Raw genomic sequence first — 26,102 nt, forward strand, 5'->3', positions numbered from 1 at the left:
GCGTCACTTCAGGACCACGCGGGTCCAGCGGTCCTGCCAGGCGCGGGCCTGCGCCAGTGCCTGGGCCGGCGGCGGGTTGTCGAAGCGCTCCGGCCGGGGGGCATGGCGGCGCATCACCTCCACCAGGGGCGCGTCGGCCTCGGCCGGGTACATCCACATGCTGGTCTGCAGCGCCTGCTGCACCGGCGCCGAGCGCAGGAACTCGATGAAGCGGCCGGCCGCCTCGCGCACGGCCGGATTGCCGCCCTTGACCAGGGCCACGCCCTCGACCTGGCGGAACACGCCGCCCGGCAGGAACAAGCTGGCGGTGGGGGATGTGTCCAGCGGCTTGTCGGCAAAGAACACCTCGGCCGCCGGGCTGCCGGCGTAGCTCACCACGATGGGACGGGTGCCGCCGTTGCGGGTGAACTCGGTGTAGTAGGCCTCGGTCCAGCCACGCACCACCTTCACGCCGTTGGCCCGCATCCGGCCCCACCACTCGAAGGCCGCCTGTTCGCCCATGCCGGCGATGGTGGCCTGCAGGAAGGCCTGCCCCGGGCTGGAGGTGGCCGGGTTCTGCACCACCAGCAGGTTGCGCCAGGCGGGTGTGGCGAGCTCCTGCAGGGACGTGGGCAGCGCCCGGTTGCGCGAGGCGAACCAGGCCCGGTCGATGTTGAGCGCCACATAGCCGTAGTCCACCGGCACCACACCACCGTCCAGGGGCGCGGCCGAGGGGCGCCGCGCCGCCGGGCCGTCGTAGGCGTCGAGCACGCCGGCGTCCAGCGCACGCGGCAGCAGCGCGTTGTCGATGCCGAACACCACGTCGGCCAGCGGCTGGCGGCGGGTGAGGATGAGGCGGTTGAGCATCTCGCCGGCATCACCCCCCTTGATGACCTGCAGCTTCACGCCGGCCTCGCGCTCGAAGGCCTTGAGCAGTTCCGGCGGCAGCTCGAACGAGTCGTGCGTGAGCAGGCGCAGGGTGGCCGGCGTCCGGGCACGGGCCGGCAGGGCGATCGCCGGCACCAGGGCCAGCGCGGAAGACAGCAGCGAGCGGCGTTGCATGGAGGGACGGTGATGGGGAGAAAGACAAAGGCCCGCACGGGGCGGGCCTGAGGGAGTGCAACCGGTGGATCAGCCGCCGCTGTGCGGGCGCTTGCCCGGGTTCTTCTTGCTGCGGGTGGCCTTGCCACGCTCCAGGCTGATCTTCTGGCCACGGCCTGCGGTGCGCAGGGTGGTGCCGTTGACGGCTTTCGGACGCGGGGTGGCCTTGCGGTCTGCTTCGGTGACGATCTTGTTGCCCATGGCGGTGAGACGTGAAAAGTTGAAAACCCCGTTATTAAGCCACAGCGACCGATACCCGTAAGCTCGGGCGATGCTCCCCTTGCTCCTAACCTTCTCCTGGCAGGAATGGCGCCACCACCCGTGGCGCACGCTGGCGGCGGTGGTGGCGGTCATGCTGGGCGTGGCGCTGGCGTTTGCGGTGCACCTGATCAATGCCTCGGCGCTGGACGAATTCGCCCGCGCCACCAGCCAGGTGCAGGGCCAGCCCGACGTGGCCCTGCGCTCGCGCCAGGGCCTGCTGCCCGACACCTGGCTGGACGATCTGGCCGCCCGCCCCGGCGTGGCACTGGCCAGCCCGGTGCTGGAGCTGCCGATGCAGCTGGTCGGGGCCGAAGGCGAACGGCTGGCGGTGCGCGTGATCGGTGTCGATGCCCTGAAGGTGGCCGGCGTGTCGCCCGCGCTCATGCCGCGCCTCTCGGACGACGCCGGCCGGCTCGACCTGTTTGCCCCCGACGCGGTGTTCGCCAACGCAGCCGCCGAGCGTGCCCTGGAGGGCTGGCAAGGCCCGCTGCAGCTGCAGCAGGGCCTGCAACGCACGCCGGTGCGGCGGGCCGGCCATGTGGGCACCCCTGGCGCGCCGCTGCTGGTGATGGACATCGCCGCCCTGCAGGACCTGGCCGGCCAGGGCGGCTGGCTCAGCCGCGTCGACCTGCGCCTGCAGGCCGGCCAGACCATCACCCAGGTGCTGCCCCCCGCCACCCTGCCGCCCCACCTGCTGCTGGAAGCCCCGGCCGCCGTGGGCGAGCGCAGCGGCCAGCTGTCGCGGGCCTACCGGGTCAACCTGACCGTGCTGGCGCTGGTGGCGCTGTTCACCGGCGCCTTTCTGGTGTTTTCGGTGCTGGCGCTCTCGGTGGCACGGCGGCAGCCGCAGCTGGCCCTGCTGGGCGTGCTGGGCCTGACCGCCGGGCAGCGGCAAGGACTGGTCATGGCCGAGGCCACCGTGCTGGGCACGGCGGGCAGCGCGGCTGGCCTGCTGCTGGGCACCGGTCTGGCCTGGCTGGCCCTGCGCCTGGCCGGGGGCGATCTGGGCGGGGGTTACTTCAGCGGGGTGGCGCCCACCCTGCAATGGAGCGCACCGGCAGCCGGGCTGTACGGCGTGCTGGGCGTGATCGCGGCCCTGGTGGGTGGCTGGTGGCCGGCCCGGTCGGCGGCCGGGCTGGCCCCGGCGCAGGCACTCAAGGGCCTGGGATCGAGCGCACCGCCCGGCCGGTGGCGGCAGGCCGTGGCCGTGGGCCTGCTGGTGCTGGCGATGCTGCTGGCGCTGTTGCCGCCGGTGGCCGGCATCCCCTTGGCGGCCTATGTGTCGGTGGCGCTGCTGCTGCTGGGCGGCGTGGCGGCGTTGCCGGTGCTGGTGGGCCTGCTGCTGGACCGGCTGGCCCCCTGGGCCGGGCGGCATGTGCTGCCGATGCTGGCGGTGGAGCGCTCGCGCCGCCTGCGCCAGACCGCTGCTGTGGCCACCAGCGGCGTGGTGGCCAGCCTGGCCCTGTCGGTGGCGCTCACGGTGATGGTGGCCAGCTTCCGCGACTCGGTCACGCGCTGGCTCGACACCCTGCTGCCGGCCCCGCTGTATGTGCGGCTGGCCGGCGGTGCGGCCGAAGGGCAGGCCCTGCCGCCCGCCCTGCTGGCCGGCGTGGCTGCCCTGCCCCAGGTGCAGCGGCTGGAGCCGCTGCGCACCCTGCCACTGCTGCTGGACCCGCAGCGCCCGGCCGTCACGCTCATCGTGCGTCCCATGCCGGGCACCGACCGGGCGGCCGGCACCCTGCCCATGGTGAGCGGCCCGTTGCGCGAGCCCCTGCCGCCGGGCACGGTGGCGGTGTACGCCAGCGAGGCCATGGTCGACCTGCACGGTGCGCGGCTGGGCGCCGACCTGCCCGCGCTGGCCAATGCCATGAGCGCCCCGGCAGCCCGCGAGGCCCGTTACCGGGTGGTGGGCATCTGGCGCGACTACGCCCGCCAGCACGGCAGCCTGGTGATCGACCGCGACGACTTCATCCGCCTGAGTGGCGACACCACGGTGCACGACCTGGCCATCCACCCGGCTGAGGGCACCCCGCCGGAAGCAGCCCGGGCCGCCATCGAGGCGCTGGCCGAGCAGCAGGGCGCGCAGCACCTGATCGAGTTCGCCCAGGCCTCGCAGATCCGGGCCATCTCGCTGCGCATCTTCGACCGCAGCTTTGCGGTGACCACCTGGCTGCAGATGGTGGCCATCGGCATCGGCCTGTTCGGCGTGGCCGCCAGCTTCAGCGCCCAGGTGCTGGCCCGCCAGCGCGAATTCGGCCTGCTGGCCCACCTGGGCCTGACACGCCGGCAGATCCTGGGCGTGGTGGCGCTGGAAGGCCTGGCCTGGACCGCGCTGGGTGCCCTGGCCGGCTTGCTGCTGGGGCTGGCGGTGAGCGTGGTGCTGGTGCATGTGGTCAACCCGCAGAGCTTTCACTGGACCATGGACCTGGTGCTGCCCTGGCTGCGCCTGATCGCCCTGTGCGCCGCCGTGGTGCTGGCCGGCACCGCCACCGCCTGGATCGCCGGGCGGGCCGCCGCCAGCCGCGACGCGGTACAGGCCGTCAAACAGGACTGGTGAACATGACATCACGCCCAGCACTGCCCCCGTCCCTGTTGCGCCGCGCCCTGCTGCTGGCGCCCGCTGCCCTGTGCTGGCCAGGCGCATCGGCCGAGCCAGGGCACCGCCCCGGTGATGCGCTGCGCCCGCGCCCGCTGGTGTTCCCGCGCGACCACGGCAGCCACAACAGCACCCGCACCGAGTGGTGGTACATGACCGGCCGTGCCACCGCAGCGGGCGGTCGCGAGCTGGGTTTTCAGCTCACCTTCTTCCGCAGCCGGGTCGACCCCGCCCTGCCCTTGCGCAGCCGGCTGGCCGCGCGGCAGTTGCTGTTTGCGCATGCGGCCATCACCGACGTGGCCTCGGGCCGGCTGCTGCACGACGAGCGCATCGGCCGCTGGAACGGTGAGCCCCCGGGCAGTGGCCCGGCACCCACCGCCTTTGCCAGCGAGACCGACACCCATGTGGTGCTGGGTGACTGGTTCATCCGCCGCGAGGCCGACGGCCGTTACCGCAGCCGCCTGCCGGGCCGGGAGCTGTCCATCGACATCGAAGCCGTGCCGCAGCAGGCCTGGCTGCTGCAGGGCGACGCCGGTTTCTCGCGCAAGGGGCCCGACCCGTCACAGGCCAGCTTTTATGTGACGCAGCCGCACCTGGCGGTGCAGGGGCGGCTGACGCTGCAGGGTCAGGTGCTGCCCATCACCGGCACGGCCTGGCTGGACCACGAATGGAGCGAGGCCATCCTGCACCCCGAGGCCGTGGGCTGGGACTGGATCGGCATGAACCTGGACAACGGCGACAGCCTGACCGCGTTCCAGCTGCGGCGCGCCGACGGCAGCGCGGTCTGGACCGGTGGCTCGGTGCGCCGGGCATCCGACGGCGCCCACCCGCTGGGCGCCCGCAGCGCCCGGCCGGGCGAGGTGCGCTTCGAGCCGCGCCGGTTCTGGACCAGCCCGCTCACCCGGGCGCGTTACCCGGTGGAATGGGCAGTGAGTTCACCGGCCGGACGCCACACCGTGGTGGCCCTGGCCGACGCGCAGGAACTCGACAGCCGTGCCAGCACCGGCACGGTGTACTGGGAAGGCCTGTCGGCCCTCAGGGACGAGGCCGGCCGCACCAAAGGGCACGGCTACCTGGAGATGACCGGCTACGCGCAGCGGCTGCGGCTGTGAGGCGCGCAGCCGCCCGGTGGGCGATCAGCCCACCGAGTCCTTCACGCACTTCTTGGTGAAGCTGGTCTTGGCCGCGCCGTTGAGCTTTTTCTCGGCAGCGGCGTTGGTGCACACGGCCGAGGCGTCCTTCTCGCACTTCTTCAGGAAGCTGGTCTTGGCGGCACCGGCCAGCTTCTTCTCGGCGGCGGCCGCGTTGCAGGTGGGGCCTTGGGCCTGGGCGGCGGTGGCCAGCAGGCCCAGGGCGGCGGTGGCGATCAGGGTCTTCAGGGCGGATTTCATGGGGTTCTCCTCCGGGTTCTGGTGACTCGCCCGGCTAGGGTACACCCACCCGTACCAGAATCCATGTCGGTGAAAACACGGGCCGAACGGCGCAGAATCGCCCGATGCCTTCCCACGCCTCCAGCGAGCGCCCGCGCGGCGCCAGCCCCCGCTCCCTCAGCGGCCTCATCCCCTTCCTCCGACCCTACCGGGGCCGCATCGCGCTGGCCCTGGTGTTCCTGGTGCTGGCCGCTGCGGCCACGCTGGTGTTCCCGGTGGCGCTGCGCCAGCTCATCGACGGTGGCCTGGTGTCCGGCGACCGGGGCAGGGCCACCCTGCAGCTGCGCGGCCACTTCCTGCTGCTGTTCGGCGTGGCGGTGGCACTCGGCGTGTTCTCGGCGGCGCGTTTTTACCTGGTGAGCTGGCTGGGCGAACGCATCACCGCCGACCTGCGCAACGCGGTCTATGCCCACGTGCTGCGGCAGAGTCCGGCCTTCTTCGAGACCACCCAGACCGGCGAGGTGGTCTCGCGCCTGACCACCGACACCACCCTGGTGCAGACCGTGGTGGGCTCCTCGCTCTCGCTGGGGCTGCGCAACAGCGTCATGGGCCTGGGCGCGCTGATCATGCTGGTCTGGACCAACCCGTATGTGATGCTGCAGGTGGCCCTCATCCTGCTGCTGGTGGTGGTGCCCAGCATGCTGTTCGGGCGGCGCATCCGGCGCCTGTCGCGGGCCAGCCAGGACCGGGTGGCCGACTCCAGCGCGATCGCGGCCGAGGTGCTCAATGCGGTGCCGGTGGTGCAGAGCTACACCGCCGAGGCCCGCGAGGCCGATCGATTTGCCGGCGCCACCGAGAGCGCCTTCCAGACCGCCGTGCGCCGCACCCGGGCACGCTCGGCGCTGGTGGCCTTCATCATCATCTCCACCGCCGCGCTGCTCTTGTGGGGCCTGTACCAGGGCACGCAGGCGGTGCTGGCCGGCACCATCAGCGCCGGGCACCTGGGGCAGACGGTGGTCTACATCATCATCCTGGCCGGCGCGGTGGCGGTGCTGGGCGAGGTCTATGGCGACCTGCTGCGCGCCGCCGGCGCCAGCGAGCGGCTGATGGAGCTGCTCTCGGGCACCTCGCCGGTGCAGGAGCCGGCCGATCCGGTGCGCGTGCCGCTGCCACGCACCGGCAGCTCGGTGCGCTTCGAGTCGGTGGACTTCCACTACCCGTCAAGGCCCACGCAGCCGGCCCTGCTGGGGCTGGACATCGCCGTGGAACCCGGCACCACCGTGGCCCTGGTGGGCCCCAGCGGCGCCGGCAAGACCACGGTGCTGGGCCTGCTGCTGCGTTACCACGACCCGGTGCGCGGCCGCATCTGCATCGACGGCGTGCCCATAGGCCAGATGAGCCTGCACGACCTGCGCTCGCGCATCGGCATCGTGCCGCAGGACCCGGTGATCTTCTCGGGCAGCGCGCTCGACAACATCCGCTACGGCCGGCCCGAGGCCAGCGACGACGAGGTGCGCGCCGCCGCCCGCGCCGCCTTTGCCGACGAGTTCATCGAACGCCTGCCCCAGGGCTACGACACCTTCCTGGGCGAGCGGGGTGTGCGCCTCTCGGGCGGGCAGCGGCAGCGCATCGCGATTGCACGGGCCATGCTCAAGAACCCGCCGCTGCTGCTGCTGGACGAAGCCACCAGCGCGCTCGATGCCCAGAGCGAACGCATGGTTCAGCAGGCGCTGGACGCCGCCATGCGCGACCGCACCACCCTGGTCATTGCGCACCGGCTGGCCACGGTGCAGCAGGCCGACCGCATCGTGGTGCTCGACCAGGGCCGGGTGGTGGAACAGGGCACGCACGATGAACTGGTGGCCCGGGGCGGCGTGTATGCCGGTCTGGCCGCCCTGCAGTTCCATGCATGAAATGCATGACAGGATGGCGTAGCGGCCTTGGACAGCGGCCGGGCAGGCTCCTACAGTCCCGCTGCGCCCTGCCATCGCGGGGCGGACCAAGCAGGAACACACCATGACCGCTGCCTCCCACCCCGCCACCACCCCGGCTGCATCCCCCGCTGCCTTCACCCAGGCACTGCCCTCCTACCTCAACCCGAACGCCCTCGGCCCCTGGGGCACCTACCTCCAGCAGGTCGACCGGGTCACCCCCTACCTCGGCCCGCTGGGCCGCTGGGTGGACACCTTGAAGCGCCCCAAGCGCACCCTGATCGTCGACGTGCCCATCCACCTGGACGACGGTTCGGTGGCCCACTTCGAGGGCTACCGGGTGCAGCACAACACCTCGCGCGGCCCCGGCAAGGGCGGCGTGCGTTTCCACCAGGACGTGACCCTCTCCGAGGTCATGGCCCTGTCGGCCTGGATGTCCATCAAGAACGCGGCAGTGAACGTGCCCTACGGCGGCGCCAAGGGCGGCATCCGGGTCGACCCCCGCCAGCTCAGCCGCGGTGAACTGGAGCGCGTGACCCGCCGCTACACCAGCGAGATCGGCATCATCATCGGCCCCAGCAAGGACATCCCGGCACCCGATGTCAACACCAACGAGCAGGTGATGGCCTGGATGATGGACACCTATTCCATGAACGAAGGCGCCACCGCCACCGGCGTGGTCACCGGCAAGCCGGTCGACCTGGGCGGCTCGCTCGGCCGCCGCGAGGCCACCGGGCGCGGCGTGTTCACCGTGGGCGAGGAAGCCGCCCGCCGCATCGGCATGCCGATTGCGGGTGCCCGCGTGGCGGTGCAGGGCTTCGGCAACGTGGGCGGCGTGGCCGGCAAGCTGTTTGCCGAAGCCGGTGCCCGCGTGGTGGCCGTGCAGGACCATGGCGGCACCATCTACCGCGAAGCGGGCCTGGATGTGCCCGCCCTGCTGGCCCATGTGGCCCGGGCCGGCAGCGTGGCCGGTTTTGCCGGCGCCGAGGTCATGGCGCCCGATGCCTTCTGGGACGTGCCCTGCGACATCCTCATACCGGCCGCCCTGGAAGGCCAGATCCACGAGCTCAACGCCGGCCGCATCCAGGCCCGCATGGTGATCGAGGGCGCCAACGGCCCCACCACCCCGCAGGCCGACGACATCCTGCACGAGCGTGGCGTGCTGGTGCTGCCCGACGTGATCGCCAACGCCGGCGGCGTCACCGTGAGCTACTTCGAATGGGTGCAGGACTTCTCCAGCTTCTTCTGGAGCGAGGCCGAGATCAACGAACGCCTGGTCAAGATCATGCGCGAGGCCTTCAGCGCCGTGTGGCAGGTGGCCGAAGAGAACCGCGTGAGCCTGCGCACCGCCACCTTCATCGTGGCCTGCAAGCGCATCCTGCATGCGCGCGACCTGCGCGGCCTCTACCCCTGAAGCCCAGGGCCGACTACTGCAGCGTTTCCTTCAGCGCCGGCAAGGCCGGCAGCGGCAGCACGTCCACGCCCTCTTCCAGCAGTTCGATGGCTTCCCGGGGCGTGGTGCGGCCCCGGATGTTGCGCCGCTCCACGTCGCCGTGGTGCATGGCGCGGGCCTGGTCGGCGAACCGCTCGCCCACGTCTTCCGACTCGGCCACCAGGCGGCGCAGGGTGGCGAGCAGGTGCGCCTGCATGGCCTGAGGGCTGGTGCGCGGATCGGCGGGCGGTGATTCGGCCGCCGGCACCTCGGGCGCAGGTTCGTGGCGCGAGGTGCGCAGGTTCAGGCGCGGGGCCGAGAGCTTCTTCTCGATGCGGGCATCGCCGCACAGCGGGCAGCTGACCAGGCCACGCTGGAGCTGGCTGGCAAAGTCGTCTTCGGAGGCGAACCAGCCTTCAAAACCGTGCTGGTGGCCACATTGGAGATCCAGGACCTTCATGCGGCGGGATTATCCCGCCACTCCAGAATCCATGACCCATTCATCACCTGTTGCCACCACAGCAGGCCGGTGATCGTCTTGCCGTCGATGAGCCGGCCTTCGTGGCACGCGGCCATGAGCTCGGCCGGATCGGCCAGGAACACATCCAGGAACTCGCCCTCGTCCAGCCGGCGATCACCGGCCTGCAGGCCGCGGGCGAACCAGATGTCGATCACCTCGTCCGAGTAAGCGATGGTGGGTGCATGGCGACCCGCAAAGGCCCATTCGCGGGCGGTGTAGCCGGTTTCCTCCTGCAGCTCGCGGCGGGCGCAGGCCAGGCTGTCCTCGTTCGGATCGCGCTTGCCGGCCGGAAACTCCAGCATCACCTGCTGCATGGGGTGGCGGTACTGCCGCTCCATGAGCAGGCGGCCGTCGTCGGACAGGGCCACCACCATCACCGCACCGGGGTGCAGCACGAATTCGCGGGTGGCTTCGCGGCCGTTCGGCAGCCGCACGGTGTCGCGCACCACCTTCAGGAAATGCCCCTGCAGCAGGGGCTCGCGGTGCAGGCGCTCCTCGCGGAGGTGGCTGTCGGGGTCCGAGTCGGCGCTCATGCGCGGCGGCGCATCAGGTAACGGTAGACGAAGCCGGGAAAGGCCAGCGTGAGGAAGAGCGACGCCGTGGTGGCATAGAACTCCCAGCCTTGCGGGGCAATCTGCCCGGCCCGGTGCTCCAGGCCCAGGCCGATGGCGCCGACCACGGCATACCAGAACAGCAGTTCCAGCAGCCGCATCCAGAGCGACTTGGGCGCGCTGCGCGGGATGACCGCCAGCCAGCGGTCATTGATGAAGGGCATGTTGGCGGCGAGCAAGGCGCTCAGCAGCACCAGCCAGACGGAGGTGGTGGTGTCCATGGTGCTGTTCAGAGCCGGGCCGGGCCGGCAAGTTCAAGGCGCATGCGGGCCGGCGACCGCGTCAGGCGAACAGCGAGGCCACGGCCTGCGCGCACAGGGTCATGAGACCGCCGGGCACCACACCGAGCACCAGCACCAGGGCGCCGTTGACCGACAGCACGGCGCGGGCATCGGCCGAACCTTCGATGGCGGCCGTCTGGGTGCCTTCGTCGAAGTACATCACCTTGACCAGGCGCAGGTAGTAGAACGCGCCCACCAGCGACATGACCACGGCGAACACCGCCAGACCGATGTAGAAGCCCTGGCCCGAGGCCAGCAGCGCCTGCAGCACCGACAGCTTGGCATAGAAGCCCACCATGGGCGGGATGCCGGCCAGCGAGAACATGCAGATGGCCATGATGCCGGCGTGGAACGGGCTGCGGCGGTTCAGGCCGGCCAGATCGGCGATCTCGTCCGACTCGAAGCCGCTGCGCGAGAGCACGATGATCACGCCGAAGGTGGCCAGCGTGGTCAGCACATAGGTCACCACATAGAACATGGCCGAGCTGTAGGCGTTGACCATGTTGCCGCTGTCCTGCCCCACCACACCGGCCAGCAGGCCCAGCAGCATGAAGCCCATCTGCGCGATGGTGGAGAAGGCCAGCATGCGCTTGAGGTTGCTCTGGGCAATGGCGGCCAGGTTGCCCACCAGCAGCGAGAGCACCGCCAGCACCGCCAGCATCTGCTGCCAGTCGAAGGCCAGCGGGGCCATGCCTTCGACCAGCAGGCGGATGACGATGGCAAAAGCCGCCAGCTTGGGCGCGCCGCCCACTACCAGGGTGATGGCGGTCGGGGCGCCGTGGTAGACGTCGGGCACCCACATGTGGAACGGCGCCACGCCGAGCTTGAAGGCCAGACCCGACACCACGAACACCAGGCCCAGCACCAGCACCTGCTTGGAGCCCTTGAGCGTGGCCTCGCCACCGGCAATGGCCTGCAGCACGCCGGACACGTCCAGCGAACCGGTGGCGCCGTACACCATGGACAGGCCGTAGAGCAGGAAGCCGCTGGCCAGGGCACCCAGCACGAAGTACTTCATGGCGGCCTCGGTGGCGGCCAGGTCGTCGCGGCGCAGGGCCACCAGCGCATAGCTGGAGAGGGTCAGCAGTTCCAGGCCCAGGTAGATGACCAGGAAGTTGTGGCCCGAGATCATCACGTACATGCCCAGCAGCGCGAACATCGACAGGATGAACAGCTCGCCGCCGCGCATCATGTCGCGCGAGCCGGCGTAGGCGCGGCCATACACCAGCGTGACCATCATGGCCACGGTGGCGAAGCACTTGAGCCAGTTGCCCATGGGGTCGCTGACGATCATGCCGCCGAAGCCCTCGATGGTGCGGCCGGACGCCGCCTCCATGCCCAGCAGCACAGCCAGGCAGCCCAGCGTGGCCAGGGTGAGCAGGTAGGTGGCGCCGCGCAGCGGCGAACGCACGCCCAGGTCCACCAGGGCGATGAGGCAGCTCATCACCAGCAGCATGATTTCCGGATAGGCCGCGATCCAGCTGAGGTTGTCGATCATGTTCGGGTTCTCTTGAGTCGTCTTGGCGCGGGACCGGTCAGTTCGGCAGCTTGGACACGGCCACGTGGCGCAGCAGCTCGGCCACGGAGGCGTCCATCACGTCGGTGAAAGGCTTGGGGTACACGCCCATGAACAGCACGGCCAGACCGAGCACCGCCATCACGGTGAACTCGCGGGCGTTGATGTCGGTCAGGGCGCGCACGTCGTCGTTGCCGGGGGCGCCCAGGTAGACGCGCTTGAACATCCACAGCGAGTAGGCCGCACCGAAGATCAGCGCGGAGGCGGCCAGCAGGCCGATCCAGAAGTTGGCCTTGACCGCCGCCAGGATGACCATCCACTCGCCCACGAAACCGGCGGTGCCCGGCAGGCCGCAGTTGGCCATGGTGAACAGCAGGGCAAAGGCGGCAAAGCGGGGCATGGTGTTGACCACGCCGCCATAGGCCGCGATGTCGCGCGAATGCACGCGGTCGTACAGCACGCCGATGGACAGGAACATGGCCGCCGACACGAAGCCGTGGGCGATCATCTGCACGATGGCGCCCGACACACCCAGGTCGCTGAACACGAAGAAGCCCAGGGTCACGAAGCCCATGTGGGCCACCGACGAGTAGGCCACCAGCTTCTTCATGTCCTGCTGGACCATGGCCACCAGACCCACATAGATCACCGCCACCAGCGACAGGCCGATCATCAGGCCGGCCCACTGGTGCGAGGCATCGGGCAGGATGGGCAGCGAGAAGCGCAGGAAGCCGTAGGCACCCAGCTTGAGCATGATGGCTGCCAGCACGGCGGAGCCGCCGGTGGGGGCCTCCACGTGCACGTCGGGCAGCCAGGTGTGCACCGGCCACATCGGCACCTTGACCGCGAAGGCCGCGAAGAAGGCGAAGAACAGCAGGGTCTGGGCCTGGGAACCCAGCGGCAGCTTGTGCCAGTCGGCCAGCGCGAAGCTGCCGCCGGACACCGTGTACAGGTAGATCAGGGCCACCAGCATCAGCAGCGAGCCCAGCAGCGTGTAGAGGAAGAACTTGAAGGCCGCGTAGATCTTGTTGGGGCCGCCCCAGATGCCGATGATCAGGTACATCGGGATCAGCGTGGCCTCGAAGAACACGTAGAACAGCATGGCGTCCTGCGCGGCGAACACGCCGATCATCAGGCCCGAGAGGATCAGGAAGGCGCCCATGTACTGGTTGACGCGCTCGGTGATCACTTCCCAGCCGGCCACCACCACCACCACCGTGATGAAGGCGGTCAGCAGCACCAGCCACAGCGAGATGCCGTCCACACCCAGGTGGTAGTGCACGTTGAAGCGCTCGATCCAGACCGACTTCTCGACGAACTGCATGGCCGCCGTGCCCAGCTCGAAACCGCTGTACAGCGGCACGGTGACCAGCAGGCCGGCCAGTGCGCCGATCAGGGCGATCCAGCGGACCACGTGCGCCTGATCGTCGCGGCCGAAGGCCAGGAGGACGGCGCCGAAAAAGATGGGCGTCCAGATGGCAAGACTCAGCAGACCCATGATGTTGTTCTTCCTCTTGTTGTTGTGACCGGGGGCGCTTACTTGGCCAGCCAGACGAACCAGGTCATGAGCAGCAGCACACCGACCAGCATCATGAAGGCGTAGTGGTACAGGAAGCCGGTCTGGGCGCGGCGCACCACGCTGGAGATCAGGCCGATGAGCTTCCAGCTGGCGTTGACCACGCCACCCTCGATCACGCCCCGGTCACCGCCCTTCCACAGGCCGATGCCCAGACCGCGCGCGCCCTTGGCCAGCACGTTCTCGTTGAACCAGTCGAGGTAGTACTTGTTCTCCATCACCGTGATCAGCGGCTTGAGCGCGCGGGCAATCGCAGCCGGCACGGCCGGGTTGATCAGGTACATGTACCAGGCGGTCACCGCACCGGCCAGGGCCAGGTACAGCGGCGGCGTGCTCAGGGCGTGCAGGGCCATGGCCATGGGGCCGTGGAAGATCTCGGCGAACTTCACCAGCGCCGGGTGGGCCTGGCTGTTCACGTAGATGGCGTCCTCGAAGAACTTGCCGAAGACCAGAGGCTCGATGGTGAAGTAACCGATCAGCACCGACGGGATGGCCAGCAGCACCAGGGGCAGCGTCACCACCCAGGGCGATTCGTGCGGCTTGCCGTCGCCGTGGTGGCCATGGTCGTCGTGCGCGTCGTGGTGGTCATCGTGGTGAGCGTCCGGGTTCTGGTCGTAGCGCTCCTGGCCATGGAACACCAGGAAGTACAGGCGGAACGAGTAGAACGAGGTCACGAACACGCCGGCCAGCACCGCGAAGTGGGCAAAACCGGCGGCGGGCAGGTTGCTGAAGTGCACCGCCTCGATGATGGAGTCCTTGGAATAGAAGCCCGAGAACAGCGGCGTGCCGATCAGCGCCAGCGTGCCCAGCAGCGAGGTGATCCAGGTGATGGGCATGTACTTGCGCACGGCGCCCATCCAGCGGATGTCCTGGTTGTGGTGCATGCCCATGATCACCGAGCCGGCGGCCAGGAACAGCAGCGCCTTGAAGAAGGCGTGGGTCATGAGGTGGAACACCGCCACCGAGTAGGCCGACGCCCCCAGGGCCACGGTCATGTAGCCCAGCTGGGACAGCGTGGAGTACGCCACCACGCGCTTGATGTCGTTCTGGATGATGCCCAGGAAGCCCATGAACAGCGCCGTGATGGCACCGATCACCAGGATGAAGTTGAGCGCCGCGTCCGACATCTCGAAGATCGGCGACATGCGCGCGACCATGAAAATGCCGGCGGTCACCATGGTGGCGGCGTGGATCAGGGCCGAGATGGGGGTGGGGCCTTCCATGGAGTCGGGCAGCCACACGTGAAGCGGGAACTGCGCGCTCTTGCCCATGGCGCCGATGAACAGGCAGATGCAGATCACGGTGACCAGCAGCCAGCCGGTGCCCGGGAAGACAACACCGGCAAGTTGGTCGGCCTTGGCGAACACCTCGCCGTAGTTCAGCGTGCCGGTGTAGGCCACGATCAGGCCGATGCCCAGGATGAAGCCGAAGTCGCCCACCCGGTTCACCAGGAAGGCCTTCATGTTGGCGAAGATGGCGGTCGGCTTGTTGTACCAGAAGCCGATCAGCAGGTAGGACACCAGACCCACCGCTTCCCAGCCGAAGAACAGCTGCAGCAGGTTGTTGCTCATGACCAGCATGAGCATGGAGAAGGTGAACAGCGAGATGTAGGCGAAGAAGCGGTTGTAGCCGGCGTCTTCCTCCATGTAGCCCATGGTGTAGATGTGCACCATCAGCGAGACGAAGGTCACCACCACCATCATCATGGCGGTCAGGCCGTCGACCAGGAAGCCGATCTCCATCTTCAGGCCGCCCACCACCATCCATTCGTAGATGGTGGCGTTGAAGCGGGCGCCGTTCATGACGTCGGCCAGGGTCATGGCCGACAGCACGAAGGCCACCAGCACGCCCAGGATGGTGGCGCTGTGAGAGGCGCGGCGCCCGATCACGTTGCCACCGAAGGCGGTGCCCAGGATGCCGGCCAGCGCGGCGCCGACCAGGGGTGCCAGCGGAACGGCCAGCAGGGTGCTTGCGGAGAGGGTGTTGCTCATGGTCTTGCCAATGCGGTTCCGTCGGGTCCGGCGGGTGCGGACGTCAGCCCTTGAGGCTGTTGAGTTCCTCGACGCTGATGGACGCGCGATTGCGGAACAGCAGCACCAGGATGGCCAGGCCGATGGCCGACTCGGCGGCCGCCACGGTGAGGATGAAGAACACGAACACCTGGCCGTGCATGTCGCCCAGGAAGTGCGAGAAGGCCACGAAGTTCATGTTGACCGCCAGCAGCATCAGCTCGATGGCCATGAGCAGCACGATCAGGTTCTTGCGGTTGAGGAAGATGCCGATGACGGACAGGGCGAACAGGATCGCGCCCACCGACAGGAAGTGGCCCAGTGTCAAGCTCATGCCTTGCCCTCCTCGGCCGGCGTCGGTTCAGCGGATTTGCGGGTGGCGGCCATCGGCACCACCACCAGGCGGTCGGCCGCACGCACATGCACCTGCAGCGAGGGGTTGATGGCCTTGCTGTCCTTGCGCTGGCGCAGGGTCAGGGCAATGGCGGCCACCATGGCCACCAGCAGGATGACCGCAGCCACCTGGATGGGATAGAGGTATTCGGTGTAGAGCAGCACGCCCAGGGCATGGGTGTTGGACACCTCGGGCTGGGCCGGCACGGCCGCGCTCACCGGCATGGACGGGAACCCGACCCACAGCACCGCGATCAGTTCGGCCGCCACGATGCCGCCCAGCAGGGCCGCCACCGGGAAATGCTTCCAGAAACCCTGCCGCAGCGCGTCCATGTTGATGTCGAGCATCATCACGACGAACAGGAACAGCACCATGACCGCACCCAGGTAGACCAGCACCAGCGTGATGCCCAGGAACTCGGCCTTGAGCAGCAGCCACAGGGCCGAGGCCTGGGAGAACGACAGCATCAGGTAGAGCACCGCGTGCACCGGGTTGCGCGCGGTGATGACGCGGTATGCCGCAAACAGCAGCACGGCCGCGAACAGGTAGAAGAAACCGGTCTGGAAGTCCATGGGGAGGTCTTGGTTGCTCGGGCGGGCCCGAGGTCAGCGGTAAGGCGCGTCGGCGGCCTTGGCGGCTGCGATCTGCGGCTCGTAGCGGTCACCGACCGCCAGCAGCATCTCTTTGGTGAAGTACAGGTCGCCGCGCTTCTCGCCGTGGTATTCGAAGATGTGCGTCTCCACGATGGAATCGACCGGGCAGCTCTCTTCGCAGAAGCCGCAGAAGATGCACTTGGTCAGGTCGATGTCGTAGCGGGTGGTGCGGCGGCTGCCGTCGTCACGCACGCCGGCCTCGATGGTGATGGCCATGGCGGGGCAGACCGCCTCGCACAGCTTGCAGGCGATGCAGCGTTCCTCGCCGTTCTCGTAGCGGCGCAGCGCATGCAGGCCACGGAAGCGCGGGGACAGCGGCGTCTTCTCTTCCGGGAACTGCACCGTGACCTTGCGCTTGAAGGCGTAGCGGCCGGTCAGGGCCATGCCCTTGAACAGCTCCACCAGCAGGAAGCTCTTGAGGAAATCGCGGAACGAGAACGGCGCCACGGCCGTGGACGGTGCGAACGAGGTGGTGATGGACATGGTGGGTACCCCGGCTTATTTCCAGATGTTCCAGGGGGACTGCATCAGGGCGCCGACCAGCAGCAACCAGATCAGGGTCACGGGAATGAAGATCTTCCAGCCCAGACGCATGATCTGGTCGTAGCGGAAGCGCGGGAAGGTGGCGCGGATCCAGATGAACAGCGAGACCACGAAGAAGGTCTTCAGGCCCAGCCAGATCCAGCCCGGAATGGCGTTGAACAGCTGGCTGTCGATGGGGGGCAGCCAGCCACCCAGGAACATCAGCACCGCGAGGATGGAGACCAGCCACATGCTGGCGTACTCGGCCAGGAAGAAGATGGCAAAGCCCATGCCCGAGTACTCGACCATGTGACCGGCCACGATCTCGGCCTCGCCCTCGACCACGTCGAAGGGGTGGCGGTTGGTCTCGGCCACACCCGAGATCAGGTAGACCAGGAAGATGGGCAGCAGCGGCAGCCAGTTCCAGGACAGGAAGTTCAGGCCTTCTTCGGCCGCCATGCCACGGCCCTGCGAGGCCACGATCTCGGCCAGGTTCAGGCTGCCAGCGGTCATGACCACCACCAGGAAGCAGAAGCCGATGGCGATCTCGTAGCTCACCATCTGGGCCGAGGCGCGCAGCGCGCCCAGGAAGGCGTACTTGGAGTTGGACGCCCAGCCGGCAATGATCACGCCGTACACCTCGATGGAGGTGATGGCCAGGATCACCAGCAGGCCGGCGTTCACGTTGGCCAGCACCGTCTCGGGGCCGAAGGGGATGGCCACCCAGGCGGCCAGGGCCGGCATGATGGCCATGATGGGACCCAGGCGGAACAGGCCGTTGCTGGCGGCGCTGGGGCGGATGAGTTCCTTGGTCAGCAGCTTGAGCGCATCGGCGATCGGCTGCAGCAGGCCGAAGGGACCGACCCGGTTGGGGCCGTGCCGCACCTGCATGAAGCCCAGCAGCTTGCGCTCCCACAGCGTGAGGTAGGCCACGGCGCCCATGAGCGGGGCCAGCACGGCCACGATCTTGAGCAGGTTCCAGATCACCGGCCACGCGGCGGTGGTCCACCACGGGGCGGCCACCAGGCCCAGGCCGCCGTTGTACATCGCGTCGATCATGCGGTCACTCCTTCGACGGCTTCGGCGGTCGCGGCGCGGCGCGCATCGGCCGTGAGCTGCAGCGACGGGGCACGGCGCACCAGGCCATCGAGCTGGTAGATGGATGCCACGCACGGACGGCTGGAGGCCGGTGCCGTGGTGATGGCGGCGCGGGTGTCGTTGGACAGGCGGGCAGCCGGCACGACAGCGCCCAGCTCCACGCCCGGCAGCGCCGCGGCCAGCACGGCCTGCGACGACTCGGCGTCGAAGCCCGGCAGCTGCAGCAGGTTGCCCAGCACGCGCAGCACCTTCCAGCCCGGGCGGGTTTCGCCCAGCGGACGCACCACGGCGTGGAAGCTCTGCAGCCGGCCTTCGGCATTCACGAAGGAACCGGAGGTCTCGGAGAACGGCGCGATGGGCAGCAGCACGTCGCTGATGTCCAGGTTGGTCTTGAACGGGCTCAGGGTGACCACCATGTCGGCCGAAGCCAGACCGGCAGCGCCCACGGCACTGTCGTGGGCCGGCTCGGTGTTCAGCAGCACGGCGGCCTTGACACCACCACGCAGCATCTGGCCGGCGTTCAGGCCGCCCTGCCCCGGCACGGCGCGCACCAGCTGGGCGCCCACGGTGTTGGCGGCCTCGGTCAGGTAGCCCACGGTGGCACCGGTGTGCTCGGCGATGAAGCGGGCCAGGGCCAGCAGGCTGCCGGCCTGCTCGTGGTGGGCGGCGGCGTTGCCCAGCAGCACGGCCTTGTGTTCACCACCGGCCAGCGAGGCGGCGATGGCACGGTGGGTGTCGTTGATCTCGGCCGCGACCGGGGCGGTCACGCCCTTGTCGGCGGCGACCGCTGCGGCCACACCGGCCAGCGCAGCCGACCAGTGCAGGCTGTCGACCACCAGCGGGTGGCGCACGGCCATGGCCCAGTCGGGTGCGGCGTCGACCAGGGCGCTGAGCTGCGCACCGTGGCGCACGGCCTGGCGGATGCGCTGGGCGAACAGCGGATGGTCCTTGCGCAGGTTCGAACCCACCACCAGCACGCGCTGCAGGCTGGAGAGTTCGGCGATGGGACGGCCCAGCCAGCGGGCCTGACCGGCCGCTGCGGCGTTGCCGAAGTCGGCGGCGCGCAGGCGGGTGTCGATGTTCTCGCTGCCCAGGCCACGCACCAGGGCGCCGGCCAGGGCCAGTTCTTCCACCGTGCTGTGCGGGCTGGCCAGCAGGCCGATGGCGCCGGCACCGTGCTCGGTGCGCACCTGGCGCAGGCCGTTGGCCACGTATTCCAGGGCGGTCTGCCAGTCCACGGTCTTCCACTCGCCGCCCTGCTTGAGCATGGGGGCGGTCAGGCGGTCGGGGCCGTTGAGGGCCTCGTACGAGAAGCGGTCACGGTCGGCGATCCAGCACTCGTTGACGGCTTCGTTCTCCAGCGGCACCACGCGCATGACCTGGTGGTTCTTGACCTGCACGATCAGGTTGGCACCGGTGGAGTCGTGCGGGCTCACGCTCTTGCGGCGCGAGAGTTCCCAGGTGCGGGCGCTGTAGCGGAAGGGCTTGCTGGTGAGCGCGCCGACCGGGCAGATGTCGATCATGTTGCCCGAGAGTTCCGAGTCGACCGACTGGCCCACGAAGGTCTCGATCTCGGCATGTTCGCCACGGTGCGACATGCCCAGCTCCATGACGCCGGCGATCTCCTGGCCGAAGCGCACGCAGCGGGTGCAGTGGATGCAGCGGCTCATCTCCTCCATGGAGATCAGCGGGCCCACGTTCTTGTGGAACACCACGCGCTTTTCTTCCTGGTAGCGCGAGCCGGATCCGCCGTAGCCCACGGCCAGATCCTGCAGCTGGCACTCGCCGCCCTGGTCGCAGATGGGGCAGTCCAGCGGGTGGTTGATGAGCAGGAACTCCATGACCGACTTCTGGGCCTTGACGGCCTTGTCGGACTGGGTCCGCACGATCATGCCCTGCGTGACCGGCGTGGCGCAGGCGGGCATGGGCTTGGGCGCCTTCTCCACATCCACCAGGCACATGCGGCAGTTGGCCGCGATGGAGAGCTTCTTGTGGTAGCAGAAGTGCGGGATGTAGGTGCCGGCCTTTTCGGCGGCATGCATGACCATGCTGCCGGGCGGCACTTCGACCTTCTGGCCGTCGAGTTCGATTTCAACCATGGGAATGTTCCGTGTGCGTCGACCGGGTACCGATCAGGAGGCCTGGGCCGCAGCGGCGGCGATCTTGGCCTCGAACTCGTGGCGGAAGTGCTTGATCATGGCGCGCACCGGCATGGCCGCCGCATCGCCGAGGGCGCAGATGGTGCGGCCCATGATGTTCTCGGCCACGTTGTCGAGCAGCTGCATGTCCTCGGGGCGGCCCTGGCCGCGGTCGATGCGGTCGACCATGCGCCACAGCCAGCCGGTGCCTTCGCGGCACGGGGTGCACTGACCGCACGATTCATGCATGTAGAAGTAGGACAGGCGCTTGAGCGACTCCACCATGTCGCGCGAGTCGTCCATGACGATCACCGCGCCCGAGCCCAGCATGGAGCCGGCCTTGGCGATGGAGTCGTAGTCCATGGTGCACTCCATCATGATGTGCGCCGGCAGCACCGGGGCCGACGAGCCACCGGGGATGACCGCCTTCAGGGTGCGGCCCTTGCGAACACCGCCGGCCAGTTCCAGCAGCTTGGCAAACGGCGTGCCCAGCGGCACCTCGTAGTTGCCCGGCATCTCCACGTCACCGCTGACCGAGAAGATCTTGGTGCCGCCGTTGTTGGGCTTGCCGCACTCCAGGTAGGCCTGGCCGCCGTTGCGGATGATCCAGGGCACCGCCGCGAAGGTCTCGGTGTTGTTGATGGTGGTGGGCTTGCCGTACAGGCCGAAGCTGGCCGGGAACGGCGGCTTGAAGCGCGGCTGGCCTTTCTTGCCTTCCAGCGATTCCAGCAGCGCGGTTTCCTCGCCGCAGATGTAGGCACCGAAGCCATGGAAGGCGTGCAGCTGGAAGCTGAAGTCCGAACCCATGATGCGGTTGCCCAGGTAGCCGGCAGCACGGGCTTCTTCGAGCGCGGCCTCGAAGCGTTCGTACACCTCGAAGATCTCGCCGTGGATGTAGTTGTAGCCCGCCGTGATGCCCATGGCGAAGGCCGCGATCGCCATGCCTTCGATGACGATGTGCGGGTTGTACATGAGGATGTCGCGGTCCTTGCAGGTGCCCGGCTCGCCCTCGTCGGAGTTGCACACCAGGTACTTCTGGCCCGGGAACTGGCGCGGCATGAAGCTCCACTTCAGGCCGGTGGGGAAGCCGGCGCCACCCCGACCGCGCAGGGCCGATTCCTTGACGGTGGCGATCACCTGGTCCTGGGTCATGGGCTCGCTGCCATCCTGGCCCAGGATCTTGCGCAGGGCCTGGTAGCCGCCGCGTGCTTCGTAGTCCTTGAGCGACCAGTTGCTGCCATCGAGCCCGGCGTAGATCTGCGGGTTGATGTGGCGGCCGTGGAAGCAGGTCTGCACGCCGGTGGCGCGGAACTGCGAAAGGATCTGCTCTGCGTTCATGCCTGGCCCTCCGAGGCCCGCAGGCCGTCGATCAGCTGGTCGAGCTTGTCGTTGCTCATGAAGCTGCACATGTGGCGGTCGTTCACCAGCATCACCGGCGAGTCGGCGCAGGCGCCCAGGCACTCGCTCTGCTGCAGCGTGAACAGGCCGTCGGCCGTGGTCTCGCCCATGGTGATGCCCAGCTTCTTCTCGAGGTGGTGCAGCGCCTTCTGGCCGTCGCGCAGCTGGCACGGCAGATTGGTGCAGACGTTGAGCTTGAACCTGCCCACCGGCTGCTGGTTGTACATGTTGTAGAAGGTGGTCACCTCATGGACCGCGATCGGCTCCATGCGCAGGTAGGTGGCCAGGGCCGCCTCGGCGGCAGCGCTCACGTGGCCCTGCTCCTGCTGGATGATGGACAGGCAGGCCATTACGGCCGACTGCCGCTGGTCGTCCGGGTACTTGGCGACCTCGCGGTCGAAGCGCGCGATGGTGGTTTCCGAAAAAACGACGGGGGTGTTCATCGGTCGATCTCTCCGAAAACGATGTCCATGGTGCCGATGATGGCCACCGCGTCGGCCAGCATGTGGCCGCGCGCCATCTCGTCCAGCGTGGCCAGGTGGGCGAAGCCGGGGGCGCGGATCTTCAGGCGGTAGGGCTTGTTGGCGCCGTCGCTGACCATGTAGATGCCGAACTCGCCCTTGGGGTGCTCGACGGCGGCATAAGCCTCGCCCTCGGGCACGTGGAAGCCTTCGGTGAAGAGCTTGAAGTGGTGGATCAGCTCCTCCATGTTGCTCTTCATGGCCTCACGGGCCGGCGGTGCCACCTTGTGGTTGTCGGTGATGACCAGGCCGGGGTTGGCCCGCAGCCAGTCCACGCACTGCTTGATGATGCGGTTGGACTGGTTCATCTCCTCCATGCGGACCAGGTAGCGGTCGTAGCAGTCGCCGGTGCGGCCCACCGGGATGTCGAAATCCAGCCGGTCGTACACGTCGTAGGGCTGCTTCTTGCGCAGGTCCCAGGCGATGCCGGAGCCCCGCAGCATGGGGCCGGTCATGCCCAGGCTGAGTGCGCGCTCGGGCGTGACCACGCCGATGCCCACGGTGCGCTGCTTCCAGATGCGGTTGTCGGTCAGCAGCGTGTGGTACTCGTCGAGGTAGGTCGGGAAACGCTTCGTGAAATCGTCGATGAAGTCCAGCAGCGAACCCTGGCGGTTCTCGTTGAGCTCGGCAATGGCGCGGGCGTTGCGCACCTTGCTGGCCTGGTACTGGGGCATGCTGTCCGGCAGGTCGCGGTAGACACCGCCCGGACGGAAGTAGGCCGCGTGCATGCGCGCGCCCGACACCGCCTCGTACATGTCGAACAGGTCTTCGCGCTCGCGGAAGGCGTAGATCAGGATGGTCGAGCTGCCGCAGTCGTTGCCGTGCGAGCCCAGCCACATCAGGTGGTTGAGCAGGCGGGTGATCTCGCTGAACATCACGCGGATGTACTGCGCCCGCACCGGCACCTCGATGCCCAGCAGCTTCTCGATGGCCAGGCAGTAGGCGTGCTCGTTGCACATCATCGAGACGTAGTCCAGCCGGTCCATGTAGGGCAGCGACTGGATGAAGGTCTTGTGCTCGGCCAGCTTCTCGGTGGCGCGGTGCAGCAGGCCGATGTGCGGGTCGGCGCGTTGCACCACCTCGCCGTCGAGCTCGAGCACCAGGCGCAGCACGCCGTGGGCGGCCGGGTGCTGGGGACCGAAGTTCAGGGTGTAGTTCTTGATCTCTGCCATGTCGGGGTGCCTCGCGCCTTCAGTGCAGGCCGCCGTAGTTGTCTTCGCGGATGATGCGCGGCGTGATCTCGCGCGGCTCGATGCTCACCGGCTCGTAGATCACGCGCTGGCGCTCGGCGTCGTAACGCATCTCGACGTGGCCCGAGAGCGGGAAGTCCTTGCGGAACGGGTGGCCGATGAAACCGTAGTCGGTCAGGATGCGGCGCAGGTCTTCGTGGCCTTCGAACACGATGCCGTACAGGTCGAAGGCCTCGCGCTCGTACCAGTTGGCGCTGGCCCACAGGGACGTGACCGAGGGCAGCACCGGGAAGTCGTCGTCGGTGCAGAACACGCGCACCCGCAGGCGCTGGTTCAGCGACACCGACAGCAGGTGGGACACGGCCGCAAAACGCGGGCCTTCCCAGCGACCGTCGCCATAGGTGGAGTAGTCGATGCCGCACAGGTCCACCAGCTGCTCGAAGCGGGCGGCCGGCGCGTCGCGCAGCAGGGCCATGACGGCGGCGTAGTCGGATGCCTTGACAGTCAGGGTCAGCTCGTCACGCTCCAGGGTCAGCGACTGGGCGCGGTCGCCGAGCAGCTCGGACAGGCTCTGCTGGAGCGCGGCAGGCGCCATGGCGCGGGGAGAGGAATCGGTGTCGGTCATGGGCGTGAACTCGCGCATCGGCTGTCGTGGGGGCAGGCTCAGGCCCTGGCGATGGTCTGGGTGCGGCGGATCTTCTGCTGCAGCTGGATGATTCCGTACAGCAGCGCCTCGGCCGTGGGCGGACATCCGGGCACATACACATCCACCGGCACGATGCGGTCGCAGCCGCGGACCACCGAGTAGCTGTAGTGGTAGTAGCCGCCGCCGTTGGCGCAGGAGCCCATGGACAGCACCCAGCGCGGCTCGGCCATCTGGTCGTAGACCTTGCGCAGGGCCGGCGCCATCTTGTTGCACAGGGTGCCGGCCACGATCATCAGGTCGGACTGGCGCGGGCTGGCGCGGAACACCTCCGAGCCGAAGCGGCCGATGTCGTAGCGGGCGGCCGCAGCATGCATCATCTCCACCGCGCAGCAGGCCAGACCGAAGGTCATGGGCCACAGGGAGCCGGTCTTGGCCCAGTTCACCACCGCGTCATAGCTGGTGGTGACGAAACCTTCCTTGAACACACCTTCAATCATGCATAGCTCCGCAGTGATCGCCCCGGGGGGCGGACCCGATCATTCCCAGTCGAGGGCGCCCTTTTTCCACTCGTAGGCAAAGCCCACGGTGAGGATGGCCAGGAACACGACGCCGGCCAGGAAGCCGGTCATGCCGATGTCGGAAAAGGCCACCGCCCAGGGAATCAGGAAGGCGATCTCGAGGTCGAACAGGATGAAGAGGATGGCCACCAGGTAGTAGCGCACATCGAACTTCATGCGGGCGTCTTCGAAGGCTTCGAAGCCGCACTCGTAAGGAGAATTCTTCTCGGCGTCGGGAAGGTTGGGGCCGAGGATGTAACCCAGAACCTGCGGAATGATCCCGACTGCAATGCCCACCAGGATGAACAGAAGCACGGGCAGGTATTGGTCGAGGCTCATCTTGGGTCTATCCGCTGACACGGCGTGCTGCCGTGTTGTCCAAAGATCTGGTGCCGACGGCGAGACTCGAACTCGCACAGCTTTCGCCACTACCCCCTCAAGATAGCGTGTCTACCAATTTCACCACGTCGGCTGGTTGACTTGTCCTGCTGGCACCACCGCTGTGCACCAACCGGACAACCCATAGAGTTTACCCTGAAACAACCCCTGTTTCGAGAGGGTCACGCGCCTTTTTCGAGGCGCGTGTCACGTTCACTTGGCAGGGATGGCGTCGGCACCGGTGGCCGGTGCGGCAGGAGCGGCAGGAGCCACGCCGCTGGCGGGGGCGGAACCCGGGATCTGCTGGGCCGGGGTGGCCGGCACCGTGGTGTTTTCCAGCACGCTGCCGGCGCTGGGCGCTACGGTGCGCAGGTTGCCGAAATAGGCCAGGCCCAGGGTGGTCACCAGGAAGATGGTGGCCAGCACGCCGGTGGTGCGGGACAGGAAGTTGGCACTGCCGGAGGCGCCGAACAGGCTGGCCGAACCACCGCCGCCGCCACCGAAGGCGGCACCGGCGTCGGCACCTTTGCCGTGCTGCATGAGGATGAGGCCGATCATGGCCAGGGCGGACACGATCTGGACGACGAGCAGGAGGGTCAGGACGATGTTCATGGGACAGCTTTTCGGAATGTCGGAAGGGATGCGGTGACGGGGGCTGGCGGATGTCAGCCGGCGGCCGCCACGATCTGGAGGAAATCGGCCGCCTTGAGCGACGCGCCGCCGATGAGGCCACCGTCGATGTCGGGCTGTGCCAGCAGGCTGGCGGCATTGGCGGCGTTCATGCTGCCGCCGTACAGGATCTGGACGCGCTCCGGGTGGGCCGTGGCCGCCGCGATCTGCTGGCGCAGCACGGCGTGCACCTGCTGGGCCTGCTCGGGCGTGGCGGTCTTGCCGGTGCCGATGGCCCAGACCGGCTCGTAAGCCACCACGATCTCGCTGGTGCAGTGGGCCACCACATGGATGACGGCGGCCAGCTGGCGCTTGACGACGGCTTCGGTCTGGCCGGCTTCGCGCTCGGCCAGGGTCTCGCCCACGCAGACGATGGGCGTGATGCCGGCGGACAACGCACGCTGGGCCTTCTGGGCCACCACCGCATCGGTCTCGCCGTGGTACTGGCGGCGCTCGGAGTGGCCGACGATGGCGTAGCGGCAGCCGAAGTCGCGCAGCATGGCACCCGACACCTCGCCGGTGTAGGCGCCCTGCTCGTGCGCGGACACATCCTGCGAACCCCAGGCGATCGGGCTGCCGTCCAGCAGGCCCTGCAGCTGCGCCAGGTACGGCGCCGGAGCGCACAGGGCCACCTGCGCGGCGGGCTGCCCGATGCCGGCCAGCATGGCGCGCACCAGGGCTTCGTTGGCGGCCAGGCCACCATTCATCTTCCAGTTGCCTGCGATCAGTTTCTTCATGGCTTGCACAACGTCGGG

At 68.5% G+C, this 26,102-nt stretch carries 26 protein-coding genes and 1 tRNA gene; 4 read left to right on the forward strand and 23 right to left on the reverse strand.

The window, feature by feature from the left end:
* Positions 1–3: 3 nt before the first annotated feature.
* Both WD026_RS05705 and WD026_RS05710 read right to left on the reverse strand, forming a co-directional pair.
* Positions 4–1,041 carry a thiamine ABC transporter substrate-binding protein gene (locus WD026_RS05705; protein WP_425722665.1) on the reverse strand — a complete coding sequence of 346 codons (1,038 nt, stop codon included), beginning with the start codon at positions 1,039–1,041 and terminating at the stop codon, positions 4–6.
* 69 nt (positions 1,042–1,110) lie between these two features.
* The gene (locus WD026_RS05710) at positions 1,111–1,281 is read right to left on the reverse strand and encodes a hypothetical protein (protein WP_425722666.1); all 171 of its coding nucleotides are present in this window, start codon (positions 1,279–1,281) and stop codon (positions 1,111–1,113) included.
* Positions 1,282–1,351: 70 nt separating this feature from the next.
* Between WD026_RS05710 and WD026_RS05715 the strand changes: the two genes are divergently transcribed.
* Together WD026_RS05715 and WD026_RS05720 are read left to right on the forward strand one after the other, a co-directional pair.
* The gene (locus WD026_RS05715; RefSeq protein ID WP_425722667.1) at positions 1,352–3,898 is read left to right on the forward strand and encodes an FtsX-like permease family protein; all 2,547 of its coding nucleotides are present in this window, start codon (positions 1,352–1,354) and stop codon (positions 3,896–3,898) included.
* A 2-nt stretch (positions 3,899–3,900) separates the two neighbouring features.
* Positions 3,901–5,049: a lipocalin-like domain-containing protein gene (locus WD026_RS05720; protein ID WP_425722668.1), complete on the forward strand. Its 1,149-nt coding sequence runs from the start codon at positions 3,901–3,903 to the stop codon at positions 5,047–5,049.
* A gap of 24 nt (positions 5,050–5,073) precedes the next feature.
* Here the strand turns inward: WD026_RS05720 and WD026_RS05725 are convergent, their stop codons facing one another.
* Positions 5,074–5,328: a PsiF family protein gene (locus WD026_RS05725; RefSeq protein WP_425722669.1), complete on the reverse strand. Its 255-nt coding sequence runs from the start codon at positions 5,326–5,328 to the stop codon at positions 5,074–5,076.
* A gap of 104 nt (positions 5,329–5,432) precedes the next feature.
* Between WD026_RS05725 and WD026_RS05730 the strand changes: the two genes are divergently transcribed.
* Both WD026_RS05730 and WD026_RS05735 read left to right on the forward strand, forming a co-directional pair.
* Positions 5,433–7,220 carry an ABC transporter transmembrane domain-containing protein gene (locus tag WD026_RS05730; protein WP_425722670.1) on the forward strand — a complete coding sequence of 596 codons (1,788 nt, stop codon included), beginning with the start codon at positions 5,433–5,435 and terminating at the stop codon, positions 7,218–7,220.
* 103 nt (positions 7,221–7,323) lie between these two features.
* Positions 7,324–8,652: a Glu/Leu/Phe/Val family dehydrogenase gene (locus tag WD026_RS05735; protein ID WP_425722671.1), complete on the forward strand. Its 1,329-nt coding sequence runs from the start codon at positions 7,324–7,326 to the stop codon at positions 8,650–8,652.
* 13 nt (positions 8,653–8,665) lie between these two features.
* Here the strand turns inward: WD026_RS05735 and WD026_RS05740 are convergent, their stop codons facing one another.
* The 20 genes from WD026_RS05740 to tpiA all read right to left on the reverse strand — a co-directional run bounded on the left by WD026_RS05740 (position 8,666) and on the right by tpiA (position 26,084).
* Positions 8,666–9,130, reverse strand: a complete 465-nt coding sequence (locus WD026_RS05740; RefSeq protein ID WP_425722672.1) for a DUF1178 family protein — start codon at positions 9,128–9,130, stop codon at positions 8,666–8,668.
* Positions 9,127–9,723 (reverse strand): NUDIX domain-containing protein, encoded by a 597-nt coding sequence (locus WD026_RS05745; RefSeq protein ID WP_425722673.1) that lies wholly within the window; start codon positions 9,721–9,723, stop codon positions 9,127–9,129. Before WD026_RS05745 ends, WD026_RS05740 begins: the two co-directional genes overlap by 4 nt.
* On the reverse strand, positions 9,720–10,022 hold the full coding sequence (locus WD026_RS05750) for a DUF2818 family protein (protein WP_425722674.1): 303 nt from the start codon (positions 10,020–10,022) through the stop codon (positions 9,720–9,722). Before WD026_RS05750 ends, WD026_RS05745 begins: the two co-directional genes overlap by 4 nt.
* 61 nt (positions 10,023–10,083) lie before the next feature.
* On the reverse strand, positions 10,084–11,580 hold the full coding sequence (nuoN, locus tag WD026_RS05755) for an NADH-quinone oxidoreductase subunit NuoN (protein ID WP_425722675.1): 1,497 nt from the start codon (positions 11,578–11,580) through the stop codon (positions 10,084–10,086).
* Between the two features lie 37 nt (positions 11,581–11,617).
* A complete protein-coding gene (locus tag WD026_RS05760; RefSeq protein WP_425722676.1) occupies positions 11,618–13,096 on the reverse strand; it encodes an NADH-quinone oxidoreductase subunit M in 1,479 nt (492 codons plus the stop codon).
* 38 nt (positions 13,097–13,134) lie between these two features.
* Complete coding sequence (nuoL, locus tag WD026_RS05765) at positions 13,135–15,165, reverse strand: NADH-quinone oxidoreductase subunit L (RefSeq protein WP_425722677.1); 2,031 nt, start codon at positions 15,163–15,165, stop codon at positions 13,135–13,137.
* A gap of 43 nt (positions 15,166–15,208) precedes the next feature.
* Positions 15,209–15,517 (reverse strand): NADH-quinone oxidoreductase subunit NuoK, encoded by a 309-nt coding sequence (gene nuoK, locus WD026_RS05770; protein WP_086119378.1) that lies wholly within the window; start codon positions 15,515–15,517, stop codon positions 15,209–15,211.
* On the reverse strand, positions 15,514–16,149 hold the full coding sequence (locus WD026_RS05775) for an NADH-quinone oxidoreductase subunit J (protein WP_425722678.1): 636 nt from the start codon (positions 16,147–16,149) through the stop codon (positions 15,514–15,516). Before WD026_RS05775 ends, nuoK begins: the two co-directional genes overlap by 4 nt.
* A gap of 33 nt (positions 16,150–16,182) precedes the next feature.
* Positions 16,183–16,713 carry an NADH-quinone oxidoreductase subunit NuoI gene (gene nuoI / locus WD026_RS05780; protein ID WP_425722679.1) on the reverse strand — a complete coding sequence of 177 codons (531 nt, stop codon included), beginning with the start codon at positions 16,711–16,713 and terminating at the stop codon, positions 16,183–16,185.
* A 15-nt stretch (positions 16,714–16,728) separates the two neighbouring features.
* Positions 16,729–17,811, reverse strand: coding sequence for an NADH-quinone oxidoreductase subunit NuoH (gene nuoH, locus WD026_RS05785; RefSeq protein ID WP_425722680.1), 1,083 nt, complete (start codon positions 17,809–17,811; stop codon positions 16,729–16,731).
* A complete protein-coding gene (nuoG, locus tag WD026_RS05790) occupies positions 17,808–19,949 on the reverse strand; it encodes an NADH-quinone oxidoreductase subunit NuoG (RefSeq protein ID WP_425722681.1) in 2,142 nt (713 codons plus the stop codon). Before nuoG ends, nuoH begins: the two co-directional genes overlap by 4 nt.
* Positions 19,950–19,982: 33 nt before the next feature.
* Positions 19,983–21,326 carry an NADH-quinone oxidoreductase subunit NuoF gene (gene nuoF / locus WD026_RS05795; protein ID WP_425722682.1) on the reverse strand — a complete coding sequence of 448 codons (1,344 nt, stop codon included), beginning with the start codon at positions 21,324–21,326 and terminating at the stop codon, positions 19,983–19,985.
* Positions 21,323–21,829: an NADH-quinone oxidoreductase subunit NuoE gene (gene nuoE / locus WD026_RS05800; protein ID WP_425722683.1), complete on the reverse strand. Its 507-nt coding sequence runs from the start codon at positions 21,827–21,829 to the stop codon at positions 21,323–21,325. The genes nuoF and nuoE overlap by 4 nt, the downstream gene beginning before the upstream one ends.
* A complete protein-coding gene (locus WD026_RS05805) occupies positions 21,826–23,079 on the reverse strand; it encodes an NADH-quinone oxidoreductase subunit D (RefSeq protein WP_425722684.1) in 1,254 nt (417 codons plus the stop codon). Before WD026_RS05805 ends, nuoE begins: the two co-directional genes overlap by 4 nt.
* A 19-nt stretch (positions 23,080–23,098) precedes the next feature.
* Positions 23,099–23,722: an NADH-quinone oxidoreductase subunit C gene (locus WD026_RS05810; protein ID WP_425722685.1), complete on the reverse strand. Its 624-nt coding sequence runs from the start codon at positions 23,720–23,722 to the stop codon at positions 23,099–23,101.
* A gap of 38 nt (positions 23,723–23,760) precedes the next feature.
* Positions 23,761–24,240, reverse strand: coding sequence for a NuoB/complex I 20 kDa subunit family protein (locus tag WD026_RS05815; protein ID WP_009520160.1), 480 nt, complete (start codon positions 24,238–24,240; stop codon positions 23,761–23,763).
* 39 nt (positions 24,241–24,279) lie between these two features.
* A complete protein-coding gene (locus WD026_RS05820) occupies positions 24,280–24,639 on the reverse strand; it encodes an NADH-quinone oxidoreductase subunit A (RefSeq protein ID WP_086119370.1) in 360 nt (119 codons plus the stop codon).
* 48 nt (positions 24,640–24,687) lie between these two features.
* Positions 24,688–24,772 (reverse strand) — tRNA-Leu (locus tag WD026_RS05825).
* A gap of 119 nt (positions 24,773–24,891) precedes the next feature.
* Positions 24,892–25,290 (reverse strand): preprotein translocase subunit SecG, encoded by a 399-nt coding sequence (secG, locus tag WD026_RS05830; RefSeq protein WP_425722686.1) that lies wholly within the window; start codon positions 25,288–25,290, stop codon positions 24,892–24,894.
* A 53-nt stretch (positions 25,291–25,343) separates the two neighbouring features.
* Positions 25,344–26,084, reverse strand: coding sequence for a triose-phosphate isomerase (gene tpiA, locus WD026_RS05835; RefSeq protein WP_425722687.1), 741 nt, complete (start codon positions 26,082–26,084; stop codon positions 25,344–25,346).
* Positions 26,085–26,102 lie beyond the last annotated feature (18 nt).

Source organism: Hydrogenophaga sp. R2, assembly GCF_049843595.1.
Lineage (GTDB): Bacteria > Pseudomonadota > Gammaproteobacteria > Burkholderiales > Burkholderiaceae_C > Hydrogenophaga.

Coding starts and splice junctions, on each gene's coding strand:
- WD026_RS05705 (WP_425722665.1), bottom strand. CDS start 1,041: ATGCAACGCCGCTCGCTGCTGTCTTCCGCGCTGGCCCTGGTGCCGGCG.
- WD026_RS05710 (WP_425722666.1), bottom strand. CDS start 1,281: ATGGGCAACAAGATCGTCACCGAAGCAGACCGCAAGGCCACCCCGCGT.
- WD026_RS05715 (WP_425722667.1), top strand. CDS start 1,352: ATGCTCCCCTTGCTCCTAACCTTCTCCTGGCAGGAATGGCGCCACCAC.
- WD026_RS05720 (WP_425722668.1), top strand. CDS start 3,901: ATGACATCACGCCCAGCACTGCCCCCGTCCCTGTTGCGCCGCGCCCTG.
- WD026_RS05725 (WP_425722669.1), bottom strand. CDS start 5,328: ATGAAATCCGCCCTGAAGACCCTGATCGCCACCGCCGCCCTGGGCCTG.
- WD026_RS05730 (WP_425722670.1), top strand. CDS start 5,433: ATGCCTTCCCACGCCTCCAGCGAGCGCCCGCGCGGCGCCAGCCCCCGC.
- WD026_RS05735 (WP_425722671.1), top strand. CDS start 7,324: ATGACCGCTGCCTCCCACCCCGCCACCACCCCGGCTGCATCCCCCGCT.
- WD026_RS05740 (WP_425722672.1), bottom strand. CDS start 9,130: ATGAAGGTCCTGGATCTCCAATGTGGCCACCAGCACGGTTTTGAAGGC.
- WD026_RS05745 (WP_425722673.1), bottom strand. CDS start 9,723: ATGAGCGCCGACTCGGACCCCGACAGCCACCTCCGCGAGGAGCGCCTG.
- WD026_RS05750 (WP_425722674.1), bottom strand. CDS start 10,022: ATGGACACCACCACCTCCGTCTGGCTGGTGCTGCTGAGCGCCTTGCTC.
- nuoN (WP_425722675.1), bottom strand. CDS start 11,580: ATGATCGACAACCTCAGCTGGATCGCGGCCTATCCGGAAATCATGCTG.
- WD026_RS05760 (WP_425722676.1), bottom strand. CDS start 13,096: ATGGGTCTGCTGAGTCTTGCCATCTGGACGCCCATCTTTTTCGGCGCC.
- nuoL (WP_425722677.1), bottom strand. CDS start 15,165: ATGAGCAACACCCTCTCCGCAAGCACCCTGCTGGCCGTTCCGCTGGCA.
- nuoK (WP_086119378.1), bottom strand. CDS start 15,517: ATGAGCTTGACACTGGGCCACTTCCTGTCGGTGGGCGCGATCCTGTTC.
- WD026_RS05775 (WP_425722678.1), bottom strand. CDS start 16,149: ATGGACTTCCAGACCGGTTTCTTCTACCTGTTCGCGGCCGTGCTGCTG.
- nuoI (WP_425722679.1), bottom strand. CDS start 16,713: ATGTCCATCACCACCTCGTTCGCACCGTCCACGGCCGTGGCGCCGTTC.
- nuoH (WP_425722680.1), bottom strand. CDS start 17,811: ATGATCGACGCGATGTACAACGGCGGCCTGGGCCTGGTGGCCGCCCCG.
- nuoG (WP_425722681.1), bottom strand. CDS start 19,949: ATGGTTGAAATCGAACTCGACGGCCAGAAGGTCGAAGTGCCGCCCGGC.
- nuoF (WP_425722682.1), bottom strand. CDS start 21,326: ATGAACGCAGAGCAGATCCTTTCGCAGTTCCGCGCCACCGGCGTGCAG.
- nuoE (WP_425722683.1), bottom strand. CDS start 21,829: ATGAACACCCCCGTCGTTTTTTCGGAAACCACCATCGCGCGCTTCGAC.
- WD026_RS05805 (WP_425722684.1), bottom strand. CDS start 23,079: ATGGCAGAGATCAAGAACTACACCCTGAACTTCGGTCCCCAGCACCCG.
- WD026_RS05810 (WP_425722685.1), bottom strand. CDS start 23,722: ATGACCGACACCGATTCCTCTCCCCGCGCCATGGCGCCTGCCGCGCTC.
- WD026_RS05815 (WP_009520160.1), bottom strand. CDS start 24,240: ATGATTGAAGGTGTGTTCAAGGAAGGTTTCGTCACCACCAGCTATGAC.
- WD026_RS05820 (WP_086119370.1), bottom strand. CDS start 24,639: ATGAGCCTCGACCAATACCTGCCCGTGCTTCTGTTCATCCTGGTGGGC.
- secG (WP_425722686.1), bottom strand. CDS start 25,290: ATGAACATCGTCCTGACCCTCCTGCTCGTCGTCCAGATCGTGTCCGCC.
- tpiA (WP_425722687.1), bottom strand. CDS start 26,084: ATGAAGAAACTGATCGCAGGCAACTGGAAGATGAATGGTGGCCTGGCC.